Origin of the sequence: Streptomyces sulfonofaciens, from assembly GCF_014656295.1 — a bacterium.
GTDB lineage: Bacteria > Actinomycetota > Actinomycetes > Streptomycetales > Streptomycetaceae > Streptomyces > Streptomyces sulfonofaciens.
Genome location: NZ_BNCD01000037.1, coordinates 13,530 through 37,044, shown reverse-complemented (window position 1 = coordinate 37,044; position 23,515 = coordinate 13,530). Strand labels below are relative to the sequence as shown.

At 69.7% G+C, this 23,515-nt stretch carries 19 protein-coding genes and 1 pseudogene; 11 read left to right on the top strand and 9 right to left on the bottom strand.

What is annotated here, in order from left to right; genetic code table 11:
- The first annotated feature begins 90 nt into the window (after positions 1 to 90).
- The 3 genes from IE313_RS33290 to IE313_RS33280 all read left to right on the top strand — a co-directional run bounded on the left by IE313_RS33290 (position 91) and on the right by IE313_RS33280 (position 3,201).
- Entirely contained in the window at positions 91 to 624 is a 534-nt protein-coding gene (locus IE313_RS33290; protein WP_189938890.1) for an acyl carrier protein, read from the top strand.
- A gap of 781 nt (positions 625 to 1,405) precedes the next feature.
- The gene (locus IE313_RS36275) at positions 1,406 to 2,533 is read left to right on the top strand and encodes a peptidoglycan DD-metalloendopeptidase family protein (protein WP_308439248.1); all 1,128 of its coding nucleotides are present in this window, start codon (positions 1,406 to 1,408) and stop codon (positions 2,531 to 2,533) included.
- Positions 2,534 to 2,910: 377 nt separating this feature from the next.
- Positions 2,911 to 3,201 (top strand): hypothetical protein, encoded by a 291-nt coding sequence (locus tag IE313_RS33280; protein ID WP_189938887.1) that lies wholly within the window; start codon positions 2,911 to 2,913, stop codon positions 3,199 to 3,201.
- A 547-nt stretch (positions 3,202 to 3,748) separates the two neighbouring features.
- Here IE313_RS33280 and IE313_RS33275 read toward each other — a convergent pair.
- Together IE313_RS33275 and IE313_RS33270 are read right to left on the bottom strand one after the other, a co-directional pair.
- Positions 3,749 to 5,170 carry an NAD(P)/FAD-dependent oxidoreductase gene (locus tag IE313_RS33275; protein WP_189938884.1) on the bottom strand — a complete coding sequence of 474 codons (1,422 nt, stop codon included), beginning with the start codon at positions 5,168 to 5,170 and terminating at the stop codon, positions 3,749 to 3,751.
- A gap of 22 nt (positions 5,171 to 5,192) precedes the next feature.
- The gene (locus IE313_RS33270) at positions 5,193 to 6,791 is read right to left on the bottom strand and encodes an APC family permease (RefSeq protein WP_189938883.1); all 1,599 of its coding nucleotides are present in this window, start codon (positions 6,789 to 6,791) and stop codon (positions 5,193 to 5,195) included.
- A gap of 274 nt (positions 6,792 to 7,065) precedes the next feature.
- Here IE313_RS33270 and IE313_RS33265 point away from each other — a divergent pair, with 274 nt between their 5' ends.
- Positions 7,066 to 7,356, top strand: coding sequence for a hypothetical protein (locus IE313_RS33265; protein ID WP_189938881.1), 291 nt, complete (start codon positions 7,066 to 7,068; stop codon positions 7,354 to 7,356).
- Here the strand turns inward: IE313_RS33265 and IE313_RS33260 are convergent.
- Complete coding sequence (locus IE313_RS33260; RefSeq protein WP_189938879.1) at positions 7,314 to 8,747, bottom strand: gamma-aminobutyraldehyde dehydrogenase; 1,434 nt, start codon at positions 8,745 to 8,747, stop codon at positions 7,314 to 7,316. The two genes, IE313_RS33265 and IE313_RS33260, sit on opposite strands and share 43 nt — an antisense overlap.
- A gap of 227 nt (positions 8,748 to 8,974) precedes the next feature.
- On the opposite strand from IE313_RS33260, the gene IE313_RS33255 reads away from it, so the two are divergent.
- From IE313_RS33255 to IE313_RS33245, 3 genes are read left to right on the top strand one after another with little or no spacing between them, the layout of a single operon-like run.
- Positions 8,975 to 9,415, top strand: a complete 441-nt coding sequence (locus tag IE313_RS33255) for an Lrp/AsnC family transcriptional regulator (protein WP_189938896.1) — start codon at positions 8,975 to 8,977, stop codon at positions 9,413 to 9,415.
- A complete protein-coding gene (locus IE313_RS33250) occupies positions 9,412 to 10,791 on the top strand; it encodes an aspartate aminotransferase family protein (protein ID WP_189938877.1) in 1,380 nt (459 codons plus the stop codon). Before IE313_RS33255 ends, IE313_RS33250 begins: the two co-directional genes overlap by 4 nt.
- A 45-nt stretch (positions 10,792 to 10,836) precedes the next feature.
- The gene (locus IE313_RS33245) at positions 10,837 to 12,318 is read left to right on the top strand and encodes an NAD(P)/FAD-dependent oxidoreductase (RefSeq protein WP_189938875.1); all 1,482 of its coding nucleotides are present in this window, start codon (positions 10,837 to 10,839) and stop codon (positions 12,316 to 12,318) included.
- Positions 12,319 to 12,614: 296 nt separating this feature from the next.
- Here the strand turns inward: IE313_RS33245 and IE313_RS33240 are convergent, their stop codons facing one another.
- Entirely contained in the window at positions 12,615 to 13,058 is a 444-nt protein-coding gene (locus IE313_RS33240; protein WP_189938873.1) for a hypothetical protein, read from the bottom strand.
- A 662-nt stretch (positions 13,059 to 13,720) separates the two neighbouring features.
- Here IE313_RS33240 and tap point away from each other — a divergent pair.
- Positions 13,721 to 15,856, top strand: a complete 2,136-nt coding sequence (tap, locus tag IE313_RS33235) for a telomere-associated protein Tap (RefSeq protein ID WP_189938871.1) — start codon at positions 13,721 to 13,723, stop codon at positions 15,854 to 15,856.
- A gap of 3 nt (positions 15,857 to 15,859) precedes the next feature.
- Positions 15,860 to 16,417 (top strand): telomere-protecting terminal protein Tpg, encoded by a 558-nt coding sequence (tpg, locus tag IE313_RS33230; RefSeq protein WP_189938869.1) that lies wholly within the window; start codon positions 15,860 to 15,862, stop codon positions 16,415 to 16,417.
- Between the two features lie 139 nt (positions 16,418 to 16,556).
- Here tpg and IE313_RS33225 read toward each other — a convergent pair whose 3' ends face one another.
- Positions 16,557 to 17,408: a helix-turn-helix transcriptional regulator gene (locus IE313_RS33225; RefSeq protein WP_189938867.1), complete on the bottom strand. Its 852-nt coding sequence runs from the start codon at positions 17,406 to 17,408 to the stop codon at positions 16,557 to 16,559.
- Positions 17,409 to 17,544: 136 nt separating this feature from the next.
- On the opposite strand from IE313_RS33225, the gene IE313_RS33220 reads away from it, so the two are divergent.
- Positions 17,545 to 18,399 (top strand): NAD-dependent epimerase/dehydratase family protein, encoded by an 855-nt coding sequence (locus IE313_RS33220; protein WP_189938865.1) that lies wholly within the window; start codon positions 17,545 to 17,547, stop codon positions 18,397 to 18,399.
- 161 nt (positions 18,400 to 18,560) lie between these two features.
- On the opposite strand, the gene IE313_RS33215 is transcribed toward IE313_RS33220, so the two are convergent.
- Positions 18,561 to 18,758, bottom strand: coding sequence for a hypothetical protein (locus tag IE313_RS33215; protein WP_189938863.1), 198 nt, complete (start codon positions 18,756 to 18,758; stop codon positions 18,561 to 18,563).
- 751 nt (positions 18,759 to 19,509) lie between these two features.
- Here IE313_RS33215 and snpA point away from each other — a divergent pair.
- On the top strand, positions 19,510 to 20,178 hold the full coding sequence (snpA, locus tag IE313_RS33210; protein WP_189938861.1) for a snapalysin: 669 nt from the start codon (positions 19,510 to 19,512) through the stop codon (positions 20,176 to 20,178).
- 786 nt (positions 20,179 to 20,964) lie between these two features.
- Here the strand turns inward: snpA and IE313_RS36655 are convergent.
- From IE313_RS36655 to IE313_RS33190, 3 genes and pseudogenes are all read right to left on the bottom strand, one after another.
- Positions 20,965 to 21,961, bottom strand: a pseudogene (locus tag IE313_RS36655) (IS630 family transposase).
- Between the two features lie 31 nt (positions 21,962 to 21,992).
- A complete protein-coding gene (locus IE313_RS33195; protein WP_189938857.1) occupies positions 21,993 to 22,589 on the bottom strand; it encodes a transposase in 597 nt (198 codons plus the stop codon).
- Complete coding sequence (locus IE313_RS33190) at positions 22,586 to 23,482, bottom strand: LysR family transcriptional regulator (protein WP_189938855.1); 897 nt, start codon at positions 23,480 to 23,482, stop codon at positions 22,586 to 22,588. The genes IE313_RS33195 and IE313_RS33190 overlap by 4 nt, the downstream gene beginning before the upstream one ends.
- Positions 23,483 to 23,515: the final 33 nt, after the last annotated feature.

The window sequence follows — 23,515 nt, the reverse complement described above, 5'->3', positions numbered from 1 at the left end:
GCTTTTCTGGATGAGTTGGCGAGGTATCGTCGTGGGTTGGGTTTGCCTGCGCATTCTCTTGCTTGGGGGTTGTGGGGCGAGTCGAGTGGTATGACGGGTCAGTTGGGGGCGGTGGATCGGGCGCGTCTGGCTCGTACGGGTATTGCCCCACTGGCGACATCGGACGCGCTGGCCCTCTTCGACACAGCCATAGCCACTACAACCGAGGCAGCTCTGGTCACTGCCCGCCTGGACCCGGTTGCCCTGCGCACCGCCGCCACCAACGGACACCTCCCACCCGTTCTCACCGGCCTGGTCAACGACACCGGCACCGACGCCCAGCAGACACCAGCGTCCTCCGTCGGCCTGGAAGACCACCTCACCGACCTGAACGGACCGAACGGCGCTCGCTCCCTCCTGGACGTCGTCCGCAGTGAGGTGGCCGCCGTCCTCGGATATGATTGCGTCGCGGAGGTCGACGTCGACTCCGAATTCCCGGACCTCGGCTTCGATTCCCTGATGGCCGTGGAACTCCGCAACCGTCTCAACGCGCTCACCGGACTGCGGTTGAGCAGCACCCTCGTCTTCGACTACCCCACCACGGTCGAACTCGCCGAGTACATCCAGACGGAAATCGCCCCGTAGCCCGGTACAAGCTTCGCTCCAGGGCGCCCCGTAAAACCGCCCGACGGAAAGAGCGGACTCAGGACACAAGGACGTCCGCTTCCGGGTAGTGCCCTGCTGGCCCGCCCCGCCCCCTGCCGGCCCGCCCTGCCCCCGCCGAGCTGGTCAGGCTGCCGCTCGACCAGCCACCGCGATCCGCTTTCGGACGCCCTGGAGATGCCGCTGGGGAACGCCGTGCCGCGGGTGCCCGGGCCGGACGGAGGTGAAAGGAGCCGGCGCACTCCGTGTCTCCGGGCGCACGTGCTGCGGGTCCAGGCCCGTCGCGCACGTGCAAGTGCCGACCGGTCAAGTCGATCCCAGGTCGGCCTGAGAACACCGGTCGGCCATAGTGACATGTTCATGTAACGACCTGGTTACGTCGAGGCTGTTCCTCCCACTCTTGGTGGACTCTCGGACGCGCCGGTGTGCAGACGGGCTCACCGGCGCGTCCCGCGCCACCACGTCCGTCCTCGGCAGCGGGCGCCACCGCACCCCAGACCTCGGAGGTACAACGTTGAAGAACAGCATGGTCCGCGGCGCCTTCAGCGCACTCGTCGCGAGCGCCCTGACCCTCGGTCTGACCGCCCTTACCGGTGCGACGCATGCGGCCTATGCCGGCACGGTGTTCAGAGGTGCCCGAGCGGTGTTACCCGCAACGGTGCTCAGAGACGCCCGAGCAGCCTTGGCCGGCACGGCGGTCAGAAGTGCCGAAGCGGCCTCAGTCAAAGCTGACTGCTCCGGGTCGGTGTCCATATACGGAGCCTTGGCGGATGGTCGCCTGACCTACTCCCAGCTTGACCCCTCGACCGGTGACCGGCTCAAGACCCTGATCGGTCCCGGCCTGGGCTTCGTCCCCAAGGCCATGGCGACCCTCAACTTCAACACCGTACTGGTCACCGACAACGCCGGCACGCTCTACCGGGTCGACATAAAGACCAACAACCTGTCCCTAGAGCTGTTGGGCGCACCGGTGCAGATCGGCACCGGCTGGACCCACGACAAGCTCGTCTACGACGGTCACGGCCACCTCTACGGCACAGCCGGAGGAGTCCTGAGCCAGTACCTCGTCTCACAGCCCAAACCCGCCGGAGCCCAGCACATAGGCCAGCGGCGCGAGATCGGCAACGGATTCGTCCTCAAGGCGCTCACGTCCACCGGTGACGACCGGCTGCTCGCCAACACCGCGGACGGACGCCTCGTGGAGTACCGGATCGACGCTGTCGGCGGGTGGAACGGGAACCTCCTCGCCGCGGCCAACTGGTCGGGCTTCGACGCGCTGGTCTCACCGGGCGCGGGGCTCTACTACGGCGTTACGGCCGCCGGTGGCATGTACTGGTACCAGGACCTCAACCCCGATGACGGCTCGGGCGCGGACATCACTTACCACACCGACGATCCGGTCGATGCCTCCGGCTGGACGCAGACGCTGTTGTCCGCCGAACCCGAGACCGCCACCTGCGTCAACCGGCAGTACGCCTATGTCCTGCCCCACTCGGCCGTCTCACGCAGCGAACTGGACGACCCCCACCACGACTACTCAGCCATCGATATCCAGGTCCCGATCGGCACCCCCGTGTACGCGGTGACCCGCGGCACGGTCGGCTATATCGGGGGCGGCTTCGGGAACGGCCTCACCATCACGGACGCCGACGGCACCACCTATGTCTACGGCCACCTCGACACCCGGCAAGTGGCCGCCGGGGCCACCGTGTCACCGGGACAGTACCTGGGGGAATCAGGCAACACGGGCGATTCCACCGGTCCGCACCTGCACTTCGAGATACGCGTGGGCGGGGTCAAGCACTGCCCCCAGCAGATGCTTCTCGACCTGTACGACGGCGTGACCCCGCCGGCGCCCAGCACCCTCCCCACCAGCGGCTGCTCCTACTGACTCACCCGTCGTACCGCCGGGCCTGCCAACCGTATGCCGTACAACGCCCCCGCTGCCGCTCACCATCGACACTCATTTCGACCGGCCCTCGACGCAGCCCCCGCCGGACGGCAGGTCGAGCACCCCCGGGACCGCCCCGCCGAGGGCGAAACCATGTCCGCGCCCGCCGAACTGGCGTACCACCGTTGCGACCAGTACCCCGCCCCACGGACCCGACAGCGGTCCGACCGCCGGCAGCGGCGGGGCGCCGGCCACGGCGGGAACCACCGGCTCCTGGAGGCCATGCCGAAGCCGGGTTGACACGACGGGCCCGGCCTCCACCCGAACCGGACCTGCCACCCGACCGCGTTGTCGGTGGTGGCTGCGAAGCTGGACGGATGAACAGCGATGAGCAGTTGCTGCGCGGCCGGGTCTACGGCCGCGACCACGAGGACCCCGGCCCGCTGCCGCACCAGACGTACGCCTCACTCGTAGGCGGGCCGCTGGACGGACTGCTGCTGGACATCACGGGCTGGCGGCCCGAGGAGATCGACGACGGCGCCGCCCTGTCCACCGAGCTCGGACAGTTCCCCGGTGGCCGGTCGCTGTACGACCCGCGCCCCGGCGAACCCCGCACACCCGGCCCCGGCGTCGTGTGCCGCCTCCACTACTCCGGCGACAGACCGTAGCCCGTGCCCCGCTCGGCGGGGCACGGTGCCTGAGCATCCTGGGCGCCCGTCAGGGCGACGGCTTCGCCCGGGGAACCAGGTGACCCGCGCGGGGTACGGCCTCCGCGGGCGGTCAAGGACGCCGCCCGGGCCCGGTGCGTGGACGGTGAGGAAGACCGGGGCGCCGGGGCGGCGCAGCCCTGGGCCCCTTGGATGCGGGTCGCGCCATGTGCTGCTGTACGCGGTGTGCCCCAGGCAGCTCTGGCCGGCGGACATGCCGATGGAGCAGTTGCGGGTCGACGGGTCCGCCGCCGGGGTGGCCGGTCGGGCGGGCGGCGCCGGCGAGGGCGAAGGCGGCTCCGGCGGCCGACTGCATGCTCGCGCCGAGCAGACGGCCTGCACGCGTTGCCGACACGTGCCGCGGCCCGCTGCCTCCGCTCTCGTGCCGCGGCCCGCTGTTTCGCTTCCGTTCCGCAGCCTGCTGTCCCCGCTTCCGTTCCGCGGCCTGCTGCCCCCGCTCGCTCCCCTGCCGTAGCCTGCTGCTCCGCTCCCGCGCCGCAGTGCGGTGTTAGCTGTCGAAGCCGAGGCCGAAGCGGTCGAGCGTGCGCAACCACAGGTTCCGGCGGCCGCCGTTGCGGTCGGCGCGGGCCAGCGAGGCACGCGTCAGTTGAATGCCGGTGTAGCGCAGCGGTTCCGGTGGAAACGGCGTCGGGCGATGGCGGACCATACGCAACTCGGTGCGTTCGGTGGGCGTGCCGGCGAGCAGGTCGAGCATGACATCGGCGCCGAACCTGGACGCTCCCACGCCGAGGCCGGTGTAGCCGGCGGCGTAGGCGACCCTGCCGCGGTGAGCGGTGCCGAAGAACGCGCAGAACCGCGTGCACGTGTCGATCGCGCCGCCCCAGGCATGGCTGAACCGCAGCCCCGTGAGCTGCGGGAACGTGGTGAAGAACTGCTCGGCGAGCCGCCGGAAGGTCGCAGGACGCTGATCGTGCGCGTGGGACACCCGGCCGCCGAAGTGGTAGATCGCGTCGTAGCCGCCCCACAGGATGCGGTTGTCGGCGGTCAGCCGGTAGTAGTGGAACTGGTTGCCCGAGTCGCCGACGCCGTAGCGGCCCTGCCAGCCGAGCTCGGTGAGCAGCTCGTCCGGCACCGGCTCGGTGACGAGTACGTAGTCGTACACCGGCACGATGCGGGGACGGACGCGCCGCAGCAGCGGGCGGAACACGTTGGTGCCCAGCGCGACCCGGTCGGCACCCAGCCGGCCGCCGGAGGTGCCCAGCGACATGCCGGCCTCGTCGCGCGTCATCGTCAGGACCCTGCTGTGCTCGTGGATACGCACGCCGAGCCGCAGACAGGCGTCCCGCAGGCCCCAGGCGAGGCGCGCCGGGTCGAGCATCACACAGCCCTGCCGGTCGAGCAGGCCGCCCAGATACGTGGGGGAGTCGAGAATCCCGCGCGTCGCGGCGCCGTCGAGCAACTCGACGGACTCGCCGTGCTTGCGTGCGAGTGCGGCATGTGCGGCCAGGGCCTCGACCTGCCAGGGTTCCGTCGCGACCGAGAGTTCGCCGGAACGTTCGAGGTCGCATGCGATGCCGTGGCGGGCGACGGTGTCGACCAGCTCGTCGAGGTTCTCCCGGCCCAGCCGCTGCAACGTGGCGATCTCGTCCGGATAGCGTTCGAGGCCGTTGTCGAGCCCGTGCGTCAGGCTCGCTTCGCAGAACCCGCCGTTGCGTCCGCTCGCCGCCCAGCCGATGCGCTTGCCCTCCAGCAGCACCACCTCGCGTCCAGGATCGCGTTCCTTCGCACGCAGCGCCGTCCACAGTCCGCTGAAACCACCGCCGACCACCGCCAGATCGCAGCGCACGCTGCCGGCCAGGGCGGGCAGCGCGGCCGGGCGTTCCGGCCGGTCGAGCCAGAACGGGACCGGGCTGGCCGCAGACCAACTCCCGTCGTTGAACTCGGCGCCGCCGTCGTAGGCGACCGTCATCGGGCTGCCACCGTCGATTCCGCTACTCGGCCGCGGCCGCGGCGCTCTGCCGGCCGGGCTCGACCCCGTCGGCACGCGTGTCGACGCCTGGCTCCTGCAGCGGATGACGGAAGTAGTCCGGCGCCTTGATGTTGTAGACCAACATCAGGACCGCGCCGATGGCCATCGTGACGATCGAGATGATGAACTCGCCCCCGATGTGCCAGCCGATGCCGGGCACCGTCCACGAGGTGCCGCCGTAGTCCGGCGCCCACATGTAGTAGAGGCTCTGGACGAGCACGTAGCTGAGCATCAGCGCGCCGAGGGTCGGCAGCACACCGCGCATCATCAGGTTCCGGAAGCTGCTCGTCAGCGTCCTGCGGTAGAACCACGCGCACGTGTAGCCGGTCATCGCGTAGTAGAAGGCGATCATCACGCCGAGGGCGTCGATCGAGTCGCTGAGCACATTGCCGCTGATCATTGTGAGCAGCACGTAGAAGCCGATCGACGCCAGACCCATCGCGATCGTCGCGTAGCTAGGAGTGCGGAACTTCGGGTGGATGCGCGCGAACGCCTTCGGGAGCGCGCGGTAGGAACTCATCGACAGCACGGTGCGGGCGGTCGGCAGGATCGTGGTCTGCGTCGAGGCCGCGGCCGATGTCAGCACCATGAGGACCAGCAGCTTCGCGAACACCCACCCGGCGCCGCTCGTGCCGAACACCGAACCGCCGAGCACCGACAGGACGTCATCGGAGTTGTCCTCGTTGCCCAGTCCGATGCCCTTCGTGCCGACACCGGCGAACGCCTGCGCGGCGTAGGAGACGGCCACGTAGGTGACCAGCAGCAGCACCGTCGACCACACCGCGGCCCGGCCCGGCGTGCGGCTGGCGTCGGCGGTCTCCTCGTTGACCGACACCGCGCTGTCCCAACCCCAGTAGATGAAGATCGCTACGAGGACTCCTCCGGTGAAGCCCGGGTAGCCGCCGACGCCGGAGCCGAACGGGTTCAGCCAGCCGAGCGACGGATGCAGGAACCCGGCGGGCGCGCTGCCGCCGTACACCTTCACCAGCGCCGTCACCGCGAACACCAGCAGCATCACCACCTCGATGGCCAGCAGCGCCTGCTGAATGCGCGCCGACAACTCGATGCCCGCGTAGCAGAGCGCTGTCATCAGCACGATCCACACGACACCGCAGAACGTGACCCAGAACGTGCTGGACCCGAGGCCGTCCCAACCGAACAGCTCGAAGAAGTAGCTGCCCGCGATCTGCGCGAGGTTCGCCATGACGATGACGTCCGCGGCGATGATGCCCCAGCCGCCCATCCAGCCCGTGCGTGAACCGAACGTGCGCGCGGCCCAGGTGAACGTCGTGCCGCAGTCCGGCTCCGCCCGGTTGAGTTCCTGGTAGCCGATGGCGACCAGCAGGATCGGCACGAACGCGATCAGCATGATGCCGGGCGCGTGGGTACCGCTCGACTCGACGACCCAGCCGAGCGCACTCGCCAGGCTGTAGGCCGGCGCCGTCGAGGCGACCCCGATCACGATGCTGGCGGCGAGTCCCAGGGCGCCCACCTTGAGGCCCTTGGACACGACGGATGGCCGGGCGGGATCGGGGACCGATGTCTTCGATGTCGACGTCATGGCAGCCGTCCTGTCGTCAGACCGCGGGGAGGCGGAGAAGGCGGTTCGTCGTGTCGTGGATCTCGTGTCTGTCAAGCGCGGTTCGCGCAACGCCGGCCGCCCTGCTGCTCGCCGCGTTGCGATGCGGCACGTGCTGGTTCGGCACGTGTGCTGCTGCTCGCGACGCGGTGCAAGATCAACTCGCCTGGCCAGCCGCGCAGGGCCGAGCTCCCCGAAGGCAGCCGCGAAACGGCCCAAGGTCCGTACGAGTGAGGATCGTGACACCAGAAGGCCGTTGGGACAAGGGATTCCGTCGAGGAATTCACCGCTCGCGACGAAAAGCTCTGAGTCGCAACGTGCTTCCACCTACCCGGGTGTGCCGCGATCGGCGCTGCACAGCCTGCTGGTGCTGGTGCTGGTGCTCGTGCCGGCGGCCCGTATGCCGACGCTCACGGCCCGGCAGGGCGACGAGATACGTCAAGGCGGCACGAAAACCCACTGCGAGGTGCGCCACCATGCCGCCTGGCGCCGGCATCGCGGGCTTCAGAACTCGATGTTCGACATCACGTGCTTGATGCGCGTGTAGTCCTCGAACCCGTACATCGACAGGTCCTTGCCGTACCCGGAGTGCTTGAAGCCGCCGTGCGGCATCTCCGCGACGATCGGGATGTGCGCGTTGATCCACACACAACCGAAGTCGAGCCGCTTCGCCATGCGCATCGCGCGGCCGTGGTCACGCGTCCACACCGAGGAGGCCAGGCCGTAGCGCACGCTGTTGGCCCAGCGCACCGCCTCGGCCTCGTCGCCGAACCGCTGCACCGTGATGACGGGGCCGAACACCTCGTCGGTCACGATCTCGTCCCCCTGCACCAGACCCGAGACGACCGTCGGGGCGTAGAAGTAGCCGCGCTCGCCGACCCGTGCGCCGCCGGCCGTCACCTGCGCGTGGTCGGGCAACCGGTCGATGTACCCCGACACCCGCGCTAGTTGGCCGGCGTTGTTCAGCGGGCCGTACTCGACCCCGTCGTCATCGGGAAGACCGGTCCTGGTGGCCGCCGCGCGCTCTGTCAGCGCCGCCACGAAGTCGTCGTGCACGCCGGGCGCCACCAGCACCCGCGTCGCGGCCGTACAGTCCTGGCCGGCGTTGAAGTACCCGGCCACCGCGATGTCCTCGACCGCGGCATCGATGTCGACGTCGTCGAACACGACGACGGGGGCCTTGCCGCCCAACTCCAGGTGCACCCGCTTCACATCGCGCGCGGCGGAGCCGGCCACCTCGATGCCGGCGCGCACCGAGCCGGTGATCGACACCATCGCGGGGGTCTCGTGGTCGACGAGCGCACGGCCGGTCTCCCGGTCGCCGCAGACCACGTTGAACACACCGGCCGGCAGGAACTCCTGCATCAACTCGGCCATCAGCAGCGTGGACATCGGCGTCGTGTCCGAGGGCTTGAGCACGACGGCGTTCCCCGCGGCGATCGCAGGCGCCCACTTCCACACCGCCATCATCATCGGGTAGTTCCACGGGGTGACCTGCGCACACACGCCGACCGGCTCGCGCCGGACCATCGAGGTGTGCCCCTCCAGGTACTCGGCCGCGGCGCGGCCCTCGAGCACCCGCGCGGCGCCGGCGAAGAACCTGATCTGATCGACGCACGGTGGAATCTCGTCGGTGCGCGTCACACCGATCGGCTTGCCGGTGTTGGCGGACTCGGCGCGCACGAACTCCTCGGAACGATCCTCGATCGCGTCGGCGATGCGCAGCAGCGCGCGCTGCCTGTCCGAGGGAGTGGTGTCCCGCCAGACCTCGAAGCCGCGCTCCGCGGCGCGCATCGCGGCATCGACATCGGCCGCGCCCGACACCGGCGCGTGCGCGAGCAGGTCCTCGGTGCAGGGATCGTTGATGTCGCTCGTGCGTCCGTCCCTGACGTCGACCTGTTCGCCGCCGACGACATTGCGCAGGGTGGGTACGGTCATTTGCGCTCTCCTCGCTCGTTCGTGGGCGCGGGCGGTGCCGGGAAGCGTAAACCGAACAGCTCCGGTTTCGATAGCGAGAGGGCGATTATGCGCGTGAATCCGTGGCCGGAGAGCCGTTACGGAACGATTCTCGGTGTTCTACCCTTGCGTTCACGACCGATCCCGGTGAACATGGCGAGGTGGCGGGTGACATGAGTGAGCAGCTTGGGCGCTCGCAGGGCGTGGTGATGGACGCGCTGTCAAAGGCGATCATCGAGCAGCTCCAGCAGGACGGCCGGCGGCCGTACGCGTCGATCGGCAAGGCCGTCGGCCTCTCCGAGGCCGCGGTGCGCCAGCGGGTACAGAAGCTGATCGACGCCGGGGTGATGCAGATCGTCGCGGTCACCGATCCGCTGACGATCGGCTTCAAGCGCCAGGCGATGATCGGCATTCGCTGCGCCGGGGACGTCGAGCCGGTCGCCGACGAACTCGCCGCCATGCCGGAGGTCGACTACGTCGTGATAACCGCCGGTTCCTTCGATCTCATCGTCGAGGTCGTCTGCGAGGACGACGACCAACTGCTTGAGATCATCAGCAAGCGGATTCGTGCGATACCCGAGGTCAGCAGCACCGAAAGCTTCGTGTACCTGCGACTCCGCAAACAGACGTACTCCTGGGGCACGCGATGACCTATACACGGGCCGACAGCGCCTACGACCACCTCTGGATGCACTTCACCCGGATGTCGTCCTACCGGGACACACCACCGCCCATGATCGTGCGCGGCGACGGCGCCTACATCTACGACAGCGAGGGCAGGCGCTACCTCGACGGCCTCTCCGGCCTGTTCGTGGTGCAGGCCGGACACGGCCGCGAGGAACTGGCCGAGGCCGCCGCCAAGCAGGCGCGCGAACTCGCGTACTTCCCGCTGTGGAGCTACGCGCACCCGGCCGCCGTCGAACTCGCCGATCGACTCGCCGGCTACGCGCCGGGCGATCTGAACAAGGTCTTCTTCACCACCGGTGGAGGCGAGGCCGTCGAGACGGCCTGGAAGGCGGCCAAGCAGTACTTCAAACTCGTCGGCAAGCCCGGCAAGTACAAGGTGATCAGCCGCGCCGTCGCCTACCACGGCACCCCGCAGGGTGCGCTGTCCATCACCGGAATCCCCGACGCGAAGATCGCCTTCGAGCCGCTCGTGCCCGGCGCGCACAAGGTGCCCAACACCAACTTCTACCGTGCGGCAGAGATGTCCGGCGTGCCGTCGCTCGGCGAGGACGAGGCCGTGTTCGGCCGCTGGGCCGCCGACCAGGTCGAGCAGGCGATCCTGATGGAGGGACCCGACACGGTCGCCGCCGTGTTCGTCGAACCGGTGCAGAACTCGGGGGGCTGCTTCACCCCGCCGCCCGGCTACTTCGAGCGGTTGCGCGAGATCTGCGACAGCCACGACGTGCTGCTCGTCTCCGACGAGGTGATCTGCGCCTTCGGCCGGCTCGGCACGATGTTCGGCGCGCAGCGCTACGGCTACCAGCCCGACATCATCACCTGCGCCAAGGGCATGACCTCCGGATACTCGCCGATCGGCGCCGCGATCCTCTCCGACCGCATCGCGGCACCCTTCTACGAGGACACCAAGATGTTCGCTCACGGATACACCTTCGGCGGACATCCGGTCTCCGCGAGCGTCGCCCTGGCCAACCTCGACATCTTCGAGCGCGAAGGCCTCAACCAACACGTGCTCGACAACCAGGCCGCGTTCCGCGCCACCCTGGAGAAGCTGCGCGACCTGCCGATCGTCGGCGACGTACGCGGCGACGGCTACTTCTACGGCATCGAACTCGTCAAGGACAAGGCCACCAAGGCGACCTTCGACGAGGAGGAGGCCGAGCGGCTGCTGCGCGGCTTCCTGTCGGGTGCCCTGTTCGAGGCCGGGTTGTACTGCCGCGCCGACGACCGCGGCGACCCCGTCATCCAGGTCGCTCCACCGCTCATCTGCGAGCAGGAGCAGTTCGACGAGATCGAGTCCGTGCTGCGCGACGTGCTGACCAGGGCCGGCGCGCTGCTGTGACCCAGCCGTCGCAGCGACACCCTCCGGATCGCGCGAGAAGACACCATGTCTGACAAGAGGCCACCCGAGGCAGCGCAGAAGACGAACACCGACGCCGTGCCGGCCACCCCCGGCACGCCGGCGCGGCCAGGCGCCGTGGCCGGTACGCCGTCGTTCTGGCTCGACGCCCTCGCCGACCGGCTGGTGCCCCGCGATCCGCTGCCAGGGGATCGCGACGCGGACATCGCCATCGTCGGCGCCGGCTACACCGGCCTGTGGACCGCCTACTACCTGCACGCCATCGACCCGACGCTGCGTGTGGTCGTACTCGACGCCGCCTACGCAGGATTCGGCGCCTCGGGGCGCAACGGCGGCTGGTGTTCCGCCCTGTTCCCCACCAGCACCGCGCGCATCGCCCGAGCGTCAGGGCGCGACCAGGCGATCGCGCTGTACCGTGCGCTGTGCGCCACCGTCGACGAGGTCGGCGCCGTCACCGCGCGCGAGGGCATCGACTGCGACTACGCCAAGGGCGGCAGCGTCACCCTCGCACGCACCGCACCGCAGCTACACCGCGCCCGCGCCGAGGCAAGGGGAGAACACGCGCTCGGCCTGACGGACGAGGACCTGCGGCTGCTCGACGCCGACGAGGCACGCGCCATGGTCGGCGCCTGCTCCGTCCTCGGCGGCCTCTACACGCCGCACTGCGCCGCCATACAGCCGGCCAAGCTGGTGCGCGGCCTCGCCGACCGGCTCGTGGCAAACGGCGTCACCCTCCACGAGCAGACGCCGGTCACCGAGATAAGGCCGCGCGCCGACGGCTCGCCCGGCGGCGAGGTCGTCACCGCACACGGCCGCGTGCGGGCCGACGTCGTCGTGCGCGCCACCGAGGGCTACACGGCCACGCTGCGCGGTGAGCGCCGCACGCTCGCGCCCGTGTACTCACTGATGCTGGTCACCGAGCCACTTGCGGAGGACACCTGGAACCGGATCGGTCTGCGGGAACGCCAGACCTTCTCCGACGAACGCCACCTGATCATCTACGGCCAGCGCACCGCCGACGGCCGCATCGCCTTCGGCGGACGCGGCGCGCCGTACCACTACGGCTCGCGCATCGCCGCGCGCCACGACCAGCACGCAAGTGTGCACGGCGCGCTGCGGCGCACGCTCGTCGGCCTGTTCCCGGAACTGCACGACGTGCGCGTCGACCGCACCTGGGGCGGCGTACTCGGGGTTCCGCGCGACTGGTACGCCTCCGTCGGCCTCGACCGCACGCGCGGCCTGGCCTGGGCCGGCGGTTACGTCGGCGACGGTGTCGGAACGTCCAACCTCGCGGGACGCACCCTCGCCGACCTGATCACCGGCCGCGACACCGAACTGACCCGGCTGCCCTGGGTCGGCCACCGCTCGCCGCGTTGGGAACCGGAACCCCTGCGCTGGCTCGGCGTGAACGCCGGACTGCGCCTCATGACCGCCGCCGACGTCGAGGAACGCCTCACCGGCCGCTCGTCCCTGGCCGCCCGCGTCGTCGGCTCGCTGCTCGGCAGGTGAACCACACGACGGGACTCGGACCGTGCGCCCTCGGTGGCTCGGACCGAGCGCAGTCGGTCGCCCTTCGGCGCCGCCCCCTCCACAGGCCCCGTGAGACCACGGAGATCGATCCCGCCGGGGCGCTACCCGGCGGAGGGCCTGCCCGCGGGGCGGTGGCGTGCGGCGATGGGCAACGGCGTCCGTCCGGATCCCGGTACGCCGTCACTGCCGCGCCCGCCCCTACCGCGGCGCAGCTCGACGGGGGCCGGGGTGACGAACTCGACTGACGGCCGGCGGCGGCCTGAAGTCCTGCTCGGTCAGCCGTCGACACTCATCCGTTCTGCGGACTCGCAGTTGGAAGGAGTGGGGTCCGCGCTGCCGTCCACCAGGCACACTTTGAGGCCGACCGTGTCGTCGGGGAGCACGTTGCCCACGGGATCCCAGTAGACGGGCGCCCCCGCCAGCCCGTTGCCGTTGTACTTGGAGCCCAGCAACACACCGTTCTTCCAGGCCCAGGCCTTCACGCCGTGTCCGTCGGAGCACCAGTCGTGCACGACGACGTAGTCGTCGTTGGTGCTGCCGCTCGGCCAGGTCCCGTTGTCGACGAAATCGACCGACCCGCAGGCATTGCCGGGGAGCCCCCACGTATTGACGCCGAAGCTGTCGTTGTAGGCCGCCGCTGCCGGGCCTGCCGCCAGTGCCAAGGCCCCGACAGCCGTCACCGTCACGGAGAGTACGGACCATCTTCGGTAGGAGATCATGCCACCCATTCCTTGCTGTCCCGGTTGGAGTGTCGTGCCGCCCATGTGGAGGAAGACAGCAAGCTGTCGTCGTCTCCGTGACAGGGCCCCGACGCCGACCGAGTCTGTGGCCTTCGAAGGGCGGACGCCAGGCACAGCCCTGTTCGGAACACGTTCGGAACACGGCTGGCTGTCCGGCGACGGCCTTGACCAGGCATGACCGCACGCTCCCGGAGGCTCGGCGACGAAGACCGTAGTGCGGCCGGCCGAGGAGGCACCGGGGTCGAAGCCGCCGGCGGACTGCAAGGAGCACCCGTTCATGGCGGTCGCTACGGCGAACTCGCACCGCACCCGCCGCGGTGGCCCAGTACCGCCCGCGCCAGCGTCGGAGACCCGGGACCTCCCGGCACCCGGCGGCTCGGCGACGACGACCAGTCCGGACGCCGCTGTGAACCGGCGTCCCCGGTTGCGGCCGGCAGAACCACCTGGTCCAGCACCTGGTCGACGCGCTCCTGCCCTAAGGACAGGTCTCGGCCGCCCCACCGGTGCCATCTCAGAGCCGTCACACACTTCCTCCTGCCGTTCCGGTACGGCTCCCCACCGTCCACCGCTCAACTGACGAGTTAAGAGCGAAGGTTAAATCCGAGGTTAAGAAGCTGCTACGGTTCTGGACGGAGGTAGATATGGCAACCGAGGAAGAGCTGTTCGCGTCGGTCGACGCGCTGCTGGAGGAGGAGCCCCAGCTCCCGTCCCCGGCGGAGCGCGCCCGGCTGCGTGAAGCCGCCGGCATCACCCAGGCCCGCCTCGCGACCGCGCTGAAGACCACAACGCAGAGCGTCAAGAACTGGGAGAACGGACGCTCCGAGCCTCGCCCGCCCCGACTGGAGGCGTACCAGCGGCTGCTGCGCGGCTGGGCGGCGAAGCACCCCCCGCACGGAGCCCGAGCCGTGCCCTCCCCGCCCCCGGTCACCGTGTCCCGATCGCAGGCGTCGCAGACCTTCACCGGCCCGGCCGCGCCCAAGACCACCGGAACGGAGAGCACCGTTCCGGTGAAGGCGCCCACGGCCCCGGTCGCACCGGAGCGCACGGCCGCCCGCCGCCCCGCAGTGCCTTCGCGGCGGTCAATCGCCAAGGAGGCGGCCAAGCCGGCGACCGATCCGCGGTTCCCGCACGGTCCTCTTGCGGTGTTGGACGGCGACGGCTGCGCATATGGCACGGGTGGTCTGGTGCTGGACTGCCCGGCGACCACCGTGGTGGAGTTGGTGGAGTGGGCCCTCACCGAGTCCGGGCTCGGTGCCGCCAGGCTGAACCGCAACGGCAAGGACTCCGATCCGCTGATCGTGCTCACCGCCGCGGCCGCGGTGAAGCTCGGGCTGCCGGAACGCCTGGAGGGCCACGAGCAGCGCCGCTCCCTGCGCCTGCCCGAGGACCACCCTGTCGTGAAGCAGGTGGTGCGGGCGAAGTGGCAGCTCACCCGGCGCGGATTCGGGCCGTGGGCGCGGATCTACCGCAAGGCGCAGAGCAACCAGCGGCAGTGCGTGCAACTGGCGATCCTGTCGTGGGACGCGCTCGATGAGCGGTCCTGGCCCGGCGTCGCAACGATGGAGCCGGCCGATATCGCCCGCGTCCTCGGCATCTACGCCCAGCGCGTCATCACCCCGCGCGGTTCCACGGCCGTGTCGGGTCTGGAGCTGATGACGGCGCTGCGCCCGCCGACGAAGGCGGTACAGGATCCGAAGACCGGGAACTGGGTGTCCGGCCACAACCCGGGCAGCCTCGGCACGGAGCCGATGGATCCGGCGCCGCCGGAGGCCACCCCCGAGCACCCCGTGGTCGTGCACAGCGGCTGGACGGGCGGGTTCCTGGATGAGGAAGCGTATCAGTGGGTGCGGTCGGTGGAGTCGCTCACCGATGAAGAGTGCATGTTGCCCTTCGCTGTCGGTCTGGACCTCAACACGGCGTTCCTCGCTGCCGCGGCCCGCCTGACCGTCGGCCTGTCGGCTCCCGACCACTTCCATACTCCGGCGTTCAACCCGAAGATCCCCGGCTCCTGGCTGGTCGACTTGTCCCACATCGAGCTGGACCCGCGCCTACCGTCGCCGTTCACGCCGACCGGGGAGCGCCCGACGGGGCCGGCCTGGTACCAGACGCACACCGTCGCCTACGCCCAGGAGCTCGGCTACAACGTCGCGCCGATCGAGGCATATCTGCGACGGGAGACCGGCGCGTACCTGGACCCGTGGCACGACCGCCTCAAGAGCGCGTACCTCGACACCCTGGCCGACCTCGGCGTCACCCGGGACCTGAACGATGCGCAGTTCCTGGCGGCGATGGAGCGGCACAAGGAGGTCGATCCGGTCCTGGCGGCCGTTCTGTCCGCGATCAAGGCGACGGTGAAGGGCGGCGTGGGCAAGCTGCGGGAGCGCCCGCAGGGCCGCCACTACAAGGAGGGCGAGCAGTGGCCGGCCCTTCAGCGGCCGACCTGGCGCCCCGACATCCGCGCCGCCGTCATCAGCAAGGCCCGCGTCAACATGCACCGCAAGCTGGGCAACATGGCGAAGATGACGGGCCTGTACCCGCTCGCGGTACTGTCCGACTGCGTCGTCTACCCCTCCCCGGGCGACAGCCCGCTCGCCTTCCTGCCCTACGCCGCCTCGGGCAAGCCGCAACCCGGCGGGTTCCGCCTCGGACCCTCGCCGGGCCTGGCGAAGCTGGAAGGCGTCCAGTCGATGCTCTGGGCGGTGGACCTGATGGAAAAGGGCCTCAATCCGGCCCGCCACATCAAGGGCGGCGACGCCGTCCTGGACGAAGGGGAGTAACCGGTGGCGGAGATCGAGGACGCCATCGAGCGCGCCGAGCGGGAGGCCTTCACCCGTCAGCCGCCCAAGACGTTGAAGGCCCAGATCGGCTACCTGCTCAAACAGTTGGGCAGCGCGCGCGCCGTCGCTCAGGAGATCGGCGTCACCGCCGACTCGGTGAACCGCTACCGCCGAGGCGCCCGCAAGCACCCCCGCGCCGACGTCGCCGCGAAGATCGACAACGCGGTCCGGCAACGCTGGCAGCCGAAGGTGCGCAAGCGCCGGCGGATGCAGGCCGCCACCACCGGTGGGATCACGGTGGAGACCCGGGCCCGCTTCGGGTACACCGCACCGATCGGCACGACCGACGACGGCCGGTTCCGGCGCCTGACCGTCCACCTCCCCCCGGAGTACGCCCAGCGTCTGTTCGACGCCCGCGACGCAGGCGCCGGCGACCGGCAGATGCGTGCAATCGTCGCCGATGGGTTCAAGGAAGTCTATTTCCAGGACGGCGGAGCCCGCGCCATGAGAATTTCAGATGTGGCAATCAACGACATCGATTACCTGGACCTGGATTACTGACTAGGAGTGAATACGTGACCGCTGAATTTTGGCCCATGAGCCGGAGCACGGCGGTTGTCACATAGGCAGGCCTGTTGTCACTGGCGGGCTGTGATGTGTTGCCGATCGTCTCGGGCGGACTCGAATGGCGGGTACGCGGTCAGGAGTTCGTCGGCGTCAGGTCCTGCAAGCCCACTACCCGCAGCAGTTGCAGGCGCTCGTACGAGTCCGTGCCCGCGCGGGCCGTGTGGATGATGAGCTGCTGGTTGTGGTCGGAGTTGACGAGGATCTCGCAGTCGAGTTCGAGGATGCCGACCGCGGGGTGCCGGAAGCGTTTTGTGGCGGCGCGGCGTACGGCGACTTCGTGCTCGTCCCAGAGGCGGGCGAATTCCTCGCTTTTGGCGCGTAGTTCGGCGACGAGAGCGGCGGGTTCCGGGTCCGTGGGGCGGGCCGAGGCCACCGCTCGCAGACCGGCCACCTGCTCGCGGGCGCGCTGTGGGCGGTCCTCGGGCGGGAACAGTTCCGCGGCAGCCGCCGTGTCCAGGAAGAAGCGGCGGATGATGTTGCGCCCTCGGGGCGGGCGGGCGAGGACGTCTCCGCTCAACGTCCGCGACAGCGCATTCTGGGCCAGGACCTCGCCGCAGTCGGTCACCACCATCGCCGGGACGTCGTGCAGCCGGTCCAGTACCAGGAGCAGGCCCGGGCGCACGTGCGTGCTGGTCGCCTGCCTGCGCGGCGGCTCTTCGCCGGCGAGGTGGAAGAGGTGATCGCGTTCGTCCTCCGTCAGACGCAGGGCACGGGCCAGCGCGGTGAGCATCTGGCGAGACGGGCGCGGGCCCCGGGACTGCTCGATCCGCGCGTAGTAGTCCACGGACATGCCGGCCAACTGGGCGGCCTCCTCGCGGCGCAGTCCAGGTGTCCGTCGCCGGGCGCCGGCCGTGAGGCCCACGTCGGAGGGGGCCAGGCGGGCGCGGGCGCGGCGCAGGAAGTCGGCGAGTTCGGCTCGGTTCACCTCTCCAGGGTGCGGGAGGCCGGCCGGCTTATCCAGGGACTCCCGCTCCCCTGATGAGGAGGTCTCTCCCGGTCGTCGCCGCGTCGGTCGAGGCTGGTGATCGACGGCAGACGACACAGTGCGTGAGGAGCAGATCATGCGGACTTTGGTGACCGGTACGACGGGACAGGTCGGACGCCGCTTCGTGCCGAGGCTACTGGCCCAGCGGAAGCCGGGCGAGCAGGTGCGGGTCCTGGTACGGGCCGCAGCCCGCGGCGAGCGCTTCGCGGAGCTGGGCGCCCAGGTCGTCGTAGGAGACATGCGCGACGAGGAGACACTCGGCAGGGCACTCGACGGCGTGGACGCCGTCGTGAACGTCGCCGCCTCCTTCCGCGGGGTTCCGGACGAGGAGGCGTGGGCCGTCAACCGGGACGCCGCGGTGGCCCTGGGCCGGGCCGCGCGAGCCTTCGGCGTGGAGCGGTTCGTGCAGGTCAGCACCGGCAACGTGTACGGCATCGGACGGGGCCGCCCGCTGGCCGAGGAGGACGAGAGCCGACCAGGCGGTGAGATGTGGGGCGCCTACCCCGAGTCCAAGGCAGCCGCCGAGCGAGAACTGCTCGCGTTCGAGGGCCTGGACGTACGCATCGGGCGGCTCCCCTTCGTCTACGGTGAGGGCGACCCGCACCTCACCGACGTCTTGCATTGGGCTGCCGGTTGGGCGCCGCACCAGCGCCTGCAGATGGCCCACCACGCGGACGTCGCCCAAGGCCTGATGCGTCTGCTGTACGCGCCGGGTATCGCCGGCCGGATCTACAACATCGCCGACGACGCCCCCGTCACGACGGTCGAGCTGTACCAGCTCAACGGCGTGGAGGTGCCCGCCGGGCTCCACGACCTGGCGGACCCCGACCCGTGGTTCGGGATCATGTCGAACCAGCGCATCCGCCGGGAGCTCGGCTTCCGGCCGATCTACCCGAGTGTCTGGACGGCCCGGGACGCCGGAGCCCTGTGACAGACGGGCTGGATCAGTCCCCTGGGGAGGAACCCCGTGCCTTCACCACCATCCACGCACGCCGGGAGCCGCAATGGCCGTGACTCAACACGCCGCGTCCCGGTTGCACTTCACGTCCTGGCGGGACGTTCCGACCGGGATCTACGCGACCGCCGCCCAGCTCAAGACCATGGACCTGCCCCGCCCGCCGCCACCGTCGACGGCCAGGGCGGCATCAGCCGCAGGACCACGATCACCCTGGACCGGATCGACCAGTCGACGCCGACCGCAGCCACGGCTGCCCAGCCGGCCGCCACCCGCAACCGGTCGGAGAACTCGGTGCGGGCCCGGGTGTGCGCGGACTGCGGCGCCCGCTCCACCCCGTCACGCCGTCCGGTCCGTCGGGTATCAGCGCGGTCAGATCGTCCGTGCCGTCCGCAGTGGTCCGCCAACGCCCGAAGACGCTGTGCACGAGGCGTCCCTCGGGGCTGTCGGCCACCTCCAGGGTGCCGGCCGGGACGAGTAGCTGGCGCGCGGTGTCGCCCTGCCAGCGTTTCGGTATCGCCCACACCTGATCGGTACGCAGCTCCATCGCCTGTCCGCTTCCGCCCGCCCCTGCCTGCGGTGTGCCGCTCAGTGCTGGGGCGGGCGCCCGCGCGGGTCTGAACCCTGGGCCCGAGCGGCCGGCGCGCGAAGCCTCCGGTTGCCGTCCCGCCGCTCGGTGACCAGGCCGGCTCCCTTGGGAAACGACCGGCCGTTGCTGCGCAAGCAGGGAAGCCCCCATGACAGGCAGACCCCTTGAAGGGACGAAGAACGAGGGACGAGGGGCCGGGGGGTCAGGGGTCAGGGGCCAGGGGCCAGTGGAATCAGGTGTGCTGATTCAGGAGTGGTGTGGAGTCGCGGATCGGCTTGGTTGCTGGGAGCGGTGGAATTGCTGGGGGCTGCTGTTCACTGTGGCTGGACGGGTCCGCAGAACTCTAGGTTGATCACCAAGGCCGGAAGAAGCTGCCGGGATGGTGCGAGTGCTGAGCTATCCCCAAGTGCCATCATCCGCTGCATCGGTTTGTTCTGTGACACTGTGTTGTCGACCGTTCGTTTTCGACCCCACACGTGAACGAGTAGGAGCTGCCCATGCCCAGTAGGAAGCGCGCGAGGAGAACTCTCGCTTCGGCGTTCGGCCTCGGCTTCGCCTCCGTGGCGCTCGCTACCACGGGTCCCGCCGTCGCTCAGCCGGCGGCTGCGCCCGCCGATTCGATCGCGCGGTATGCGGGCTCGGCTGAGGACGCCGCCCACACGAGGGCGTTTTTTGACGCCGTGGTCAAGTCGGTGGCGGAGAAGCGGGATGACGACCCGAGCCTGAGGGTCGTCACCATCACCTACAACCCCTCCGGGGCCCCCACCTTCCGGTCGCAGATTTCCAGTGCCGTGCAGATCTGGAACAGCTCCGTGACCAATGTGCGGCTTGCCGCGGGCGGTAGTGGTTCGGATTTCTCCTACCGTGAGGGTGACGACCCGCGGGGTTCGTACGCGTCGACGGACGGGCACGGCAGGGGCTATATCTTCATCGACCACGCCCAGAGCCAGCAGTACGACCAGATCCGGATCGTCGCGCATGAGACCGGTCACGTGCTCGGTCTGCCGGACCACTACACCGGCCCGTGCAGTGAACTGATGTCCGGTCATGGCCCGGGCACGTCCTGCACCAACCGGTACCCGGATGCCAACGAGCGGGCCCGCGTCAATCAGATGTGGGCCAACGGGTTCGAGAAGGCGCTCGACAAGCTGGAGCAGGTGCACTGACACCAGCTTTGTTGATTTCCCTGTCGGTCGGCTCGCGTCGCCCCTGCTTCCTGCGTGGGCCGGCCGGCTCGGACTGCCTCGAGCGTTCGCTCATGCCCCGCCAGGCCCTCGAGTCGGCATCACCAGTGGTATCGCTGGTGCGGCCGACTCCGCCGACTCCGAACCTCACGAGCTGCCGTCCGCACCCTGAGGCACCGCCCTGTGACGGTGTTCAAATTGTCGTCCTGCCGATGCCCTCAGCGCACCGCCTGGCCGATCCCGGCCCTTGGCGGAATGGGCGCGCGGTGAGGTTCTCGCCGCCAGGCGGGTTGCCCGGATGCCTTGTACCGCTGGTTGGGTTGGGGGCGGCGTGCGTTCGGCTCAGGGTGCGACCAATGGTTGCCGGGGCTGTCCCGCGACAGCCGTGGGCTCGGAGATCGAGGGAGGTTCCGCGGGTGTTGTGCACGGGGACCCCGTAGCGTGCTGTTTCCTTCTGCCGTGGTGCGGGGCCGGTCGTTGCAACGTGACGGTCCGGCCCTGTCCGCCGTCCTGAACCCAGCGGGAGGGAACGATCGGTGAGGGGACGCGAACCAGCCAGCACCTGGCTGATCTCATGGCCAATCCGCTGTCGGAGGGTGTGAGTGGGTGGTGGGGTGGGAGTGGGTGGGCGTCAGCGGAATTGCGGAGTGGATGTTCTGGTAGTGGGTGTGGGGCTGGGGTGTGGTCGTTGTCATGGGGCGACCAAGCGGTTCAAGCGGATGTTGTGGGGTGGTTACTGAGGTTGAACTCGTGTTGTCGCATGGGTGCTCAAGCGGGTCGGATGGTCAGTCCGGTCTCGGCGAGGCAGCCGTCTATGAGCTCGCTGCGGTACTGGATGTGCCGTAAGCCGCGGCGGATGCGCTGGACGAGGTGTCCGGGTGTGTTGAAGGCGACGTTGGAGAGCCAGCCGCGCCGCAGCAGTGACCAGGTGCCTTCGACGGGGTTGAGGTCGGGTGCGTAGGGTGGCAGGTAGTAGATGCTCAGCCAGTCCCGGTCTTGGGCGACTTTCCGCAGATCGGCGGCCTTGTGCACGTTGAGGTTGTCCCAGACGAGCACGAGCGGGCCGCCGAGCTGTTGGTGGGCGGCGATCAGCAGGTCCCGGTAGTCACGCCAGGAGAAGCTCTTGCATCCGTCGCAGCGATCGAGACCCGTCTGCGGGAACGGCCTCGCACTCGCACCACCGGGGTCCGGCCACGCTGCGACCAGGTCTTCGCCTGCGGCTGCGTCATGGAGAATCCGGCTTCATCCTCAAAGACGAGCCAGGCTCCACTTACCGCCGCGAGCCTTCCGCGCAGGGCCACACCTCCTTGACCCAACCGCCCACCGCGCCGTCGTCCCGCTCCATGGCACGTCGGGCCGGGACCTGGCAGGACCAGCCGTTGCGCACCAGCAGCTTGCGCACACCCTGGATCGTGTAGCCCAGGTGGAAGCGCCGGCCGATCACCGTCTTGATCCGCGCGAGCGTCCATCGCTGGTCCTCCCAGCCGTGCGCGGCCGGCCCCTTGGCCAGCTCCGCCTCCAGATGGGCGAACTGCTCCTCGCTCAGCCTCGGCAGCCACGCCGGCCCATGCGACCGCAGAGCCCGCAGACCGCCCTCGTCCCACAACCGCCGCCACCGCTGCACCGAGCGGACACTGACCCGCAGATCCTTGGCGATCACCGAACTCGCCTCGCCCTGGGCGAACCTCTCGGCCGCCCTCAGCCGTAACTCCTCGCGGAACTGCTGCCGTCCGACGGTCAGTCCGCCTCCTTGTGGATACCGCATGCCCCCGTGATACCGCAGGGACGCCGAACCGTCAGTCCCTACGACTCCATGAGTTCAACCTCAGTAGGCGCCTGGTCATGAGGGTGATGAGTGACCAGTTCAGGTGGGCCTCGGAGCGCTGCGGGAGGTGCTCGTAGTCTCGCGCGTTGCGGGGGGCGTTCATGATCCAACCCAGCGTGCGTTCGACACGCCAGCGGCGTGGGAGGACGACGAATCCCTTGGCGTCCTTGAGGCGGGAGACGGTTTTGAGGGTGATGCGGAGGAGGTCCTCGGCCCAGTCGACGAGCTTGCCGGCGTAGGCGGAGTCGGCCCAGAGCTGGGTGACCCGCGGGTGTGTGAGGCGAAGGCGCCAGAGCAGTTCGCGTGCTGCGTCCCGATCCTGCATGTCGGCGGGCGTCACCATGATCATCACGGGGGACCCCTTCGTGTCCACCGCGACGTGTCTCTTCCGCCCGTTGATCAATGTCGCGGGACCGAATCCACGCGTCGCCCGGCTCACCGTGGAGGCGCCCTTGACCGACTGCGAGTCCATGATCAGCGTGACCGGGTACGGGCATCGGCTCAGGTTGGTGCGGATCCGGCGCCTGAGCTGGTCGCGGATCCAGGCCACCACCCCCGGCCCGGTCATGGCGCCGGTGGCTGCTCGAGGGCGGCGACGAGGTGGCCGAGGTCGCGGCGGTGTGATCCGGCGGGCCACACCGCCCACGTACGCCGTACGAGGGGGTGCCCGGCGAGCGCTGACCAGGTGACGGTCTCAGGTAGCGGCTGGGACCAGTTGGGTGGCGCCAAGGTGAAGGCCCGTCCGGTGCCGACCGCGGCGAGCTTGACCTCGGCGATCAGCGCCTGGCCTTCGACCGGCTCGCCCACGTCGATGCCATGGCTGCGCAGGATGGCCGTGAGCGCGTCGTACCAGGCAGGGCTGCCCGAGCGGGCAAAGCCGATCCACTCCAGGCCCGCCAGCGCGTCCAGCCGGATGCCACCGGGCTCGCCGAGCCGTGCCGCTAGGTCCCCGGCCAACAGTACGCCCAGGTTCTCCTCGACGACCAGCATGGCGTCCAGGTCCTGCCCCACGGGTCGCTCACGCAGCAGTCCGAGGTCGAGGGTGCCTTCCCGCAGTGCTGCGAGTTGGGCTGCGCTGGACAGGTGCAGGGCCTGTACCCGGGTGGCGGGGTAGGCCGCTGCCAGGTCGGCCAAGGCATGGGAAAGCAGTTCCGCGGGCAGCTCCAGCGGTACGCCAATGCGCAGCACACCACCGCCGGACGCGGTGTGGGCGGCCATCGCCGCCACGGCGCTGTCGTAACGGGCCAATACCCCCCGCGCCTCCGCCAGCAGCACGAGCCCCGCCTCGGTGGGCTGGACACCGGTGCTGCTGCGCACCAGCAACTGCACGCCGAACTCCCGCTCAAGACCGCCCACCGTCTGTGAAAGGGCGGGCTGGCTGATGTGAAGCCTGCGCGCAGCGGCGGACAGTCCACCCTCCTCCACGACCGCGACGAACACCCGCATCTCCCTGATCTCCATGCCCGCATGGGACCACAACCGCCCTGGCCGCGC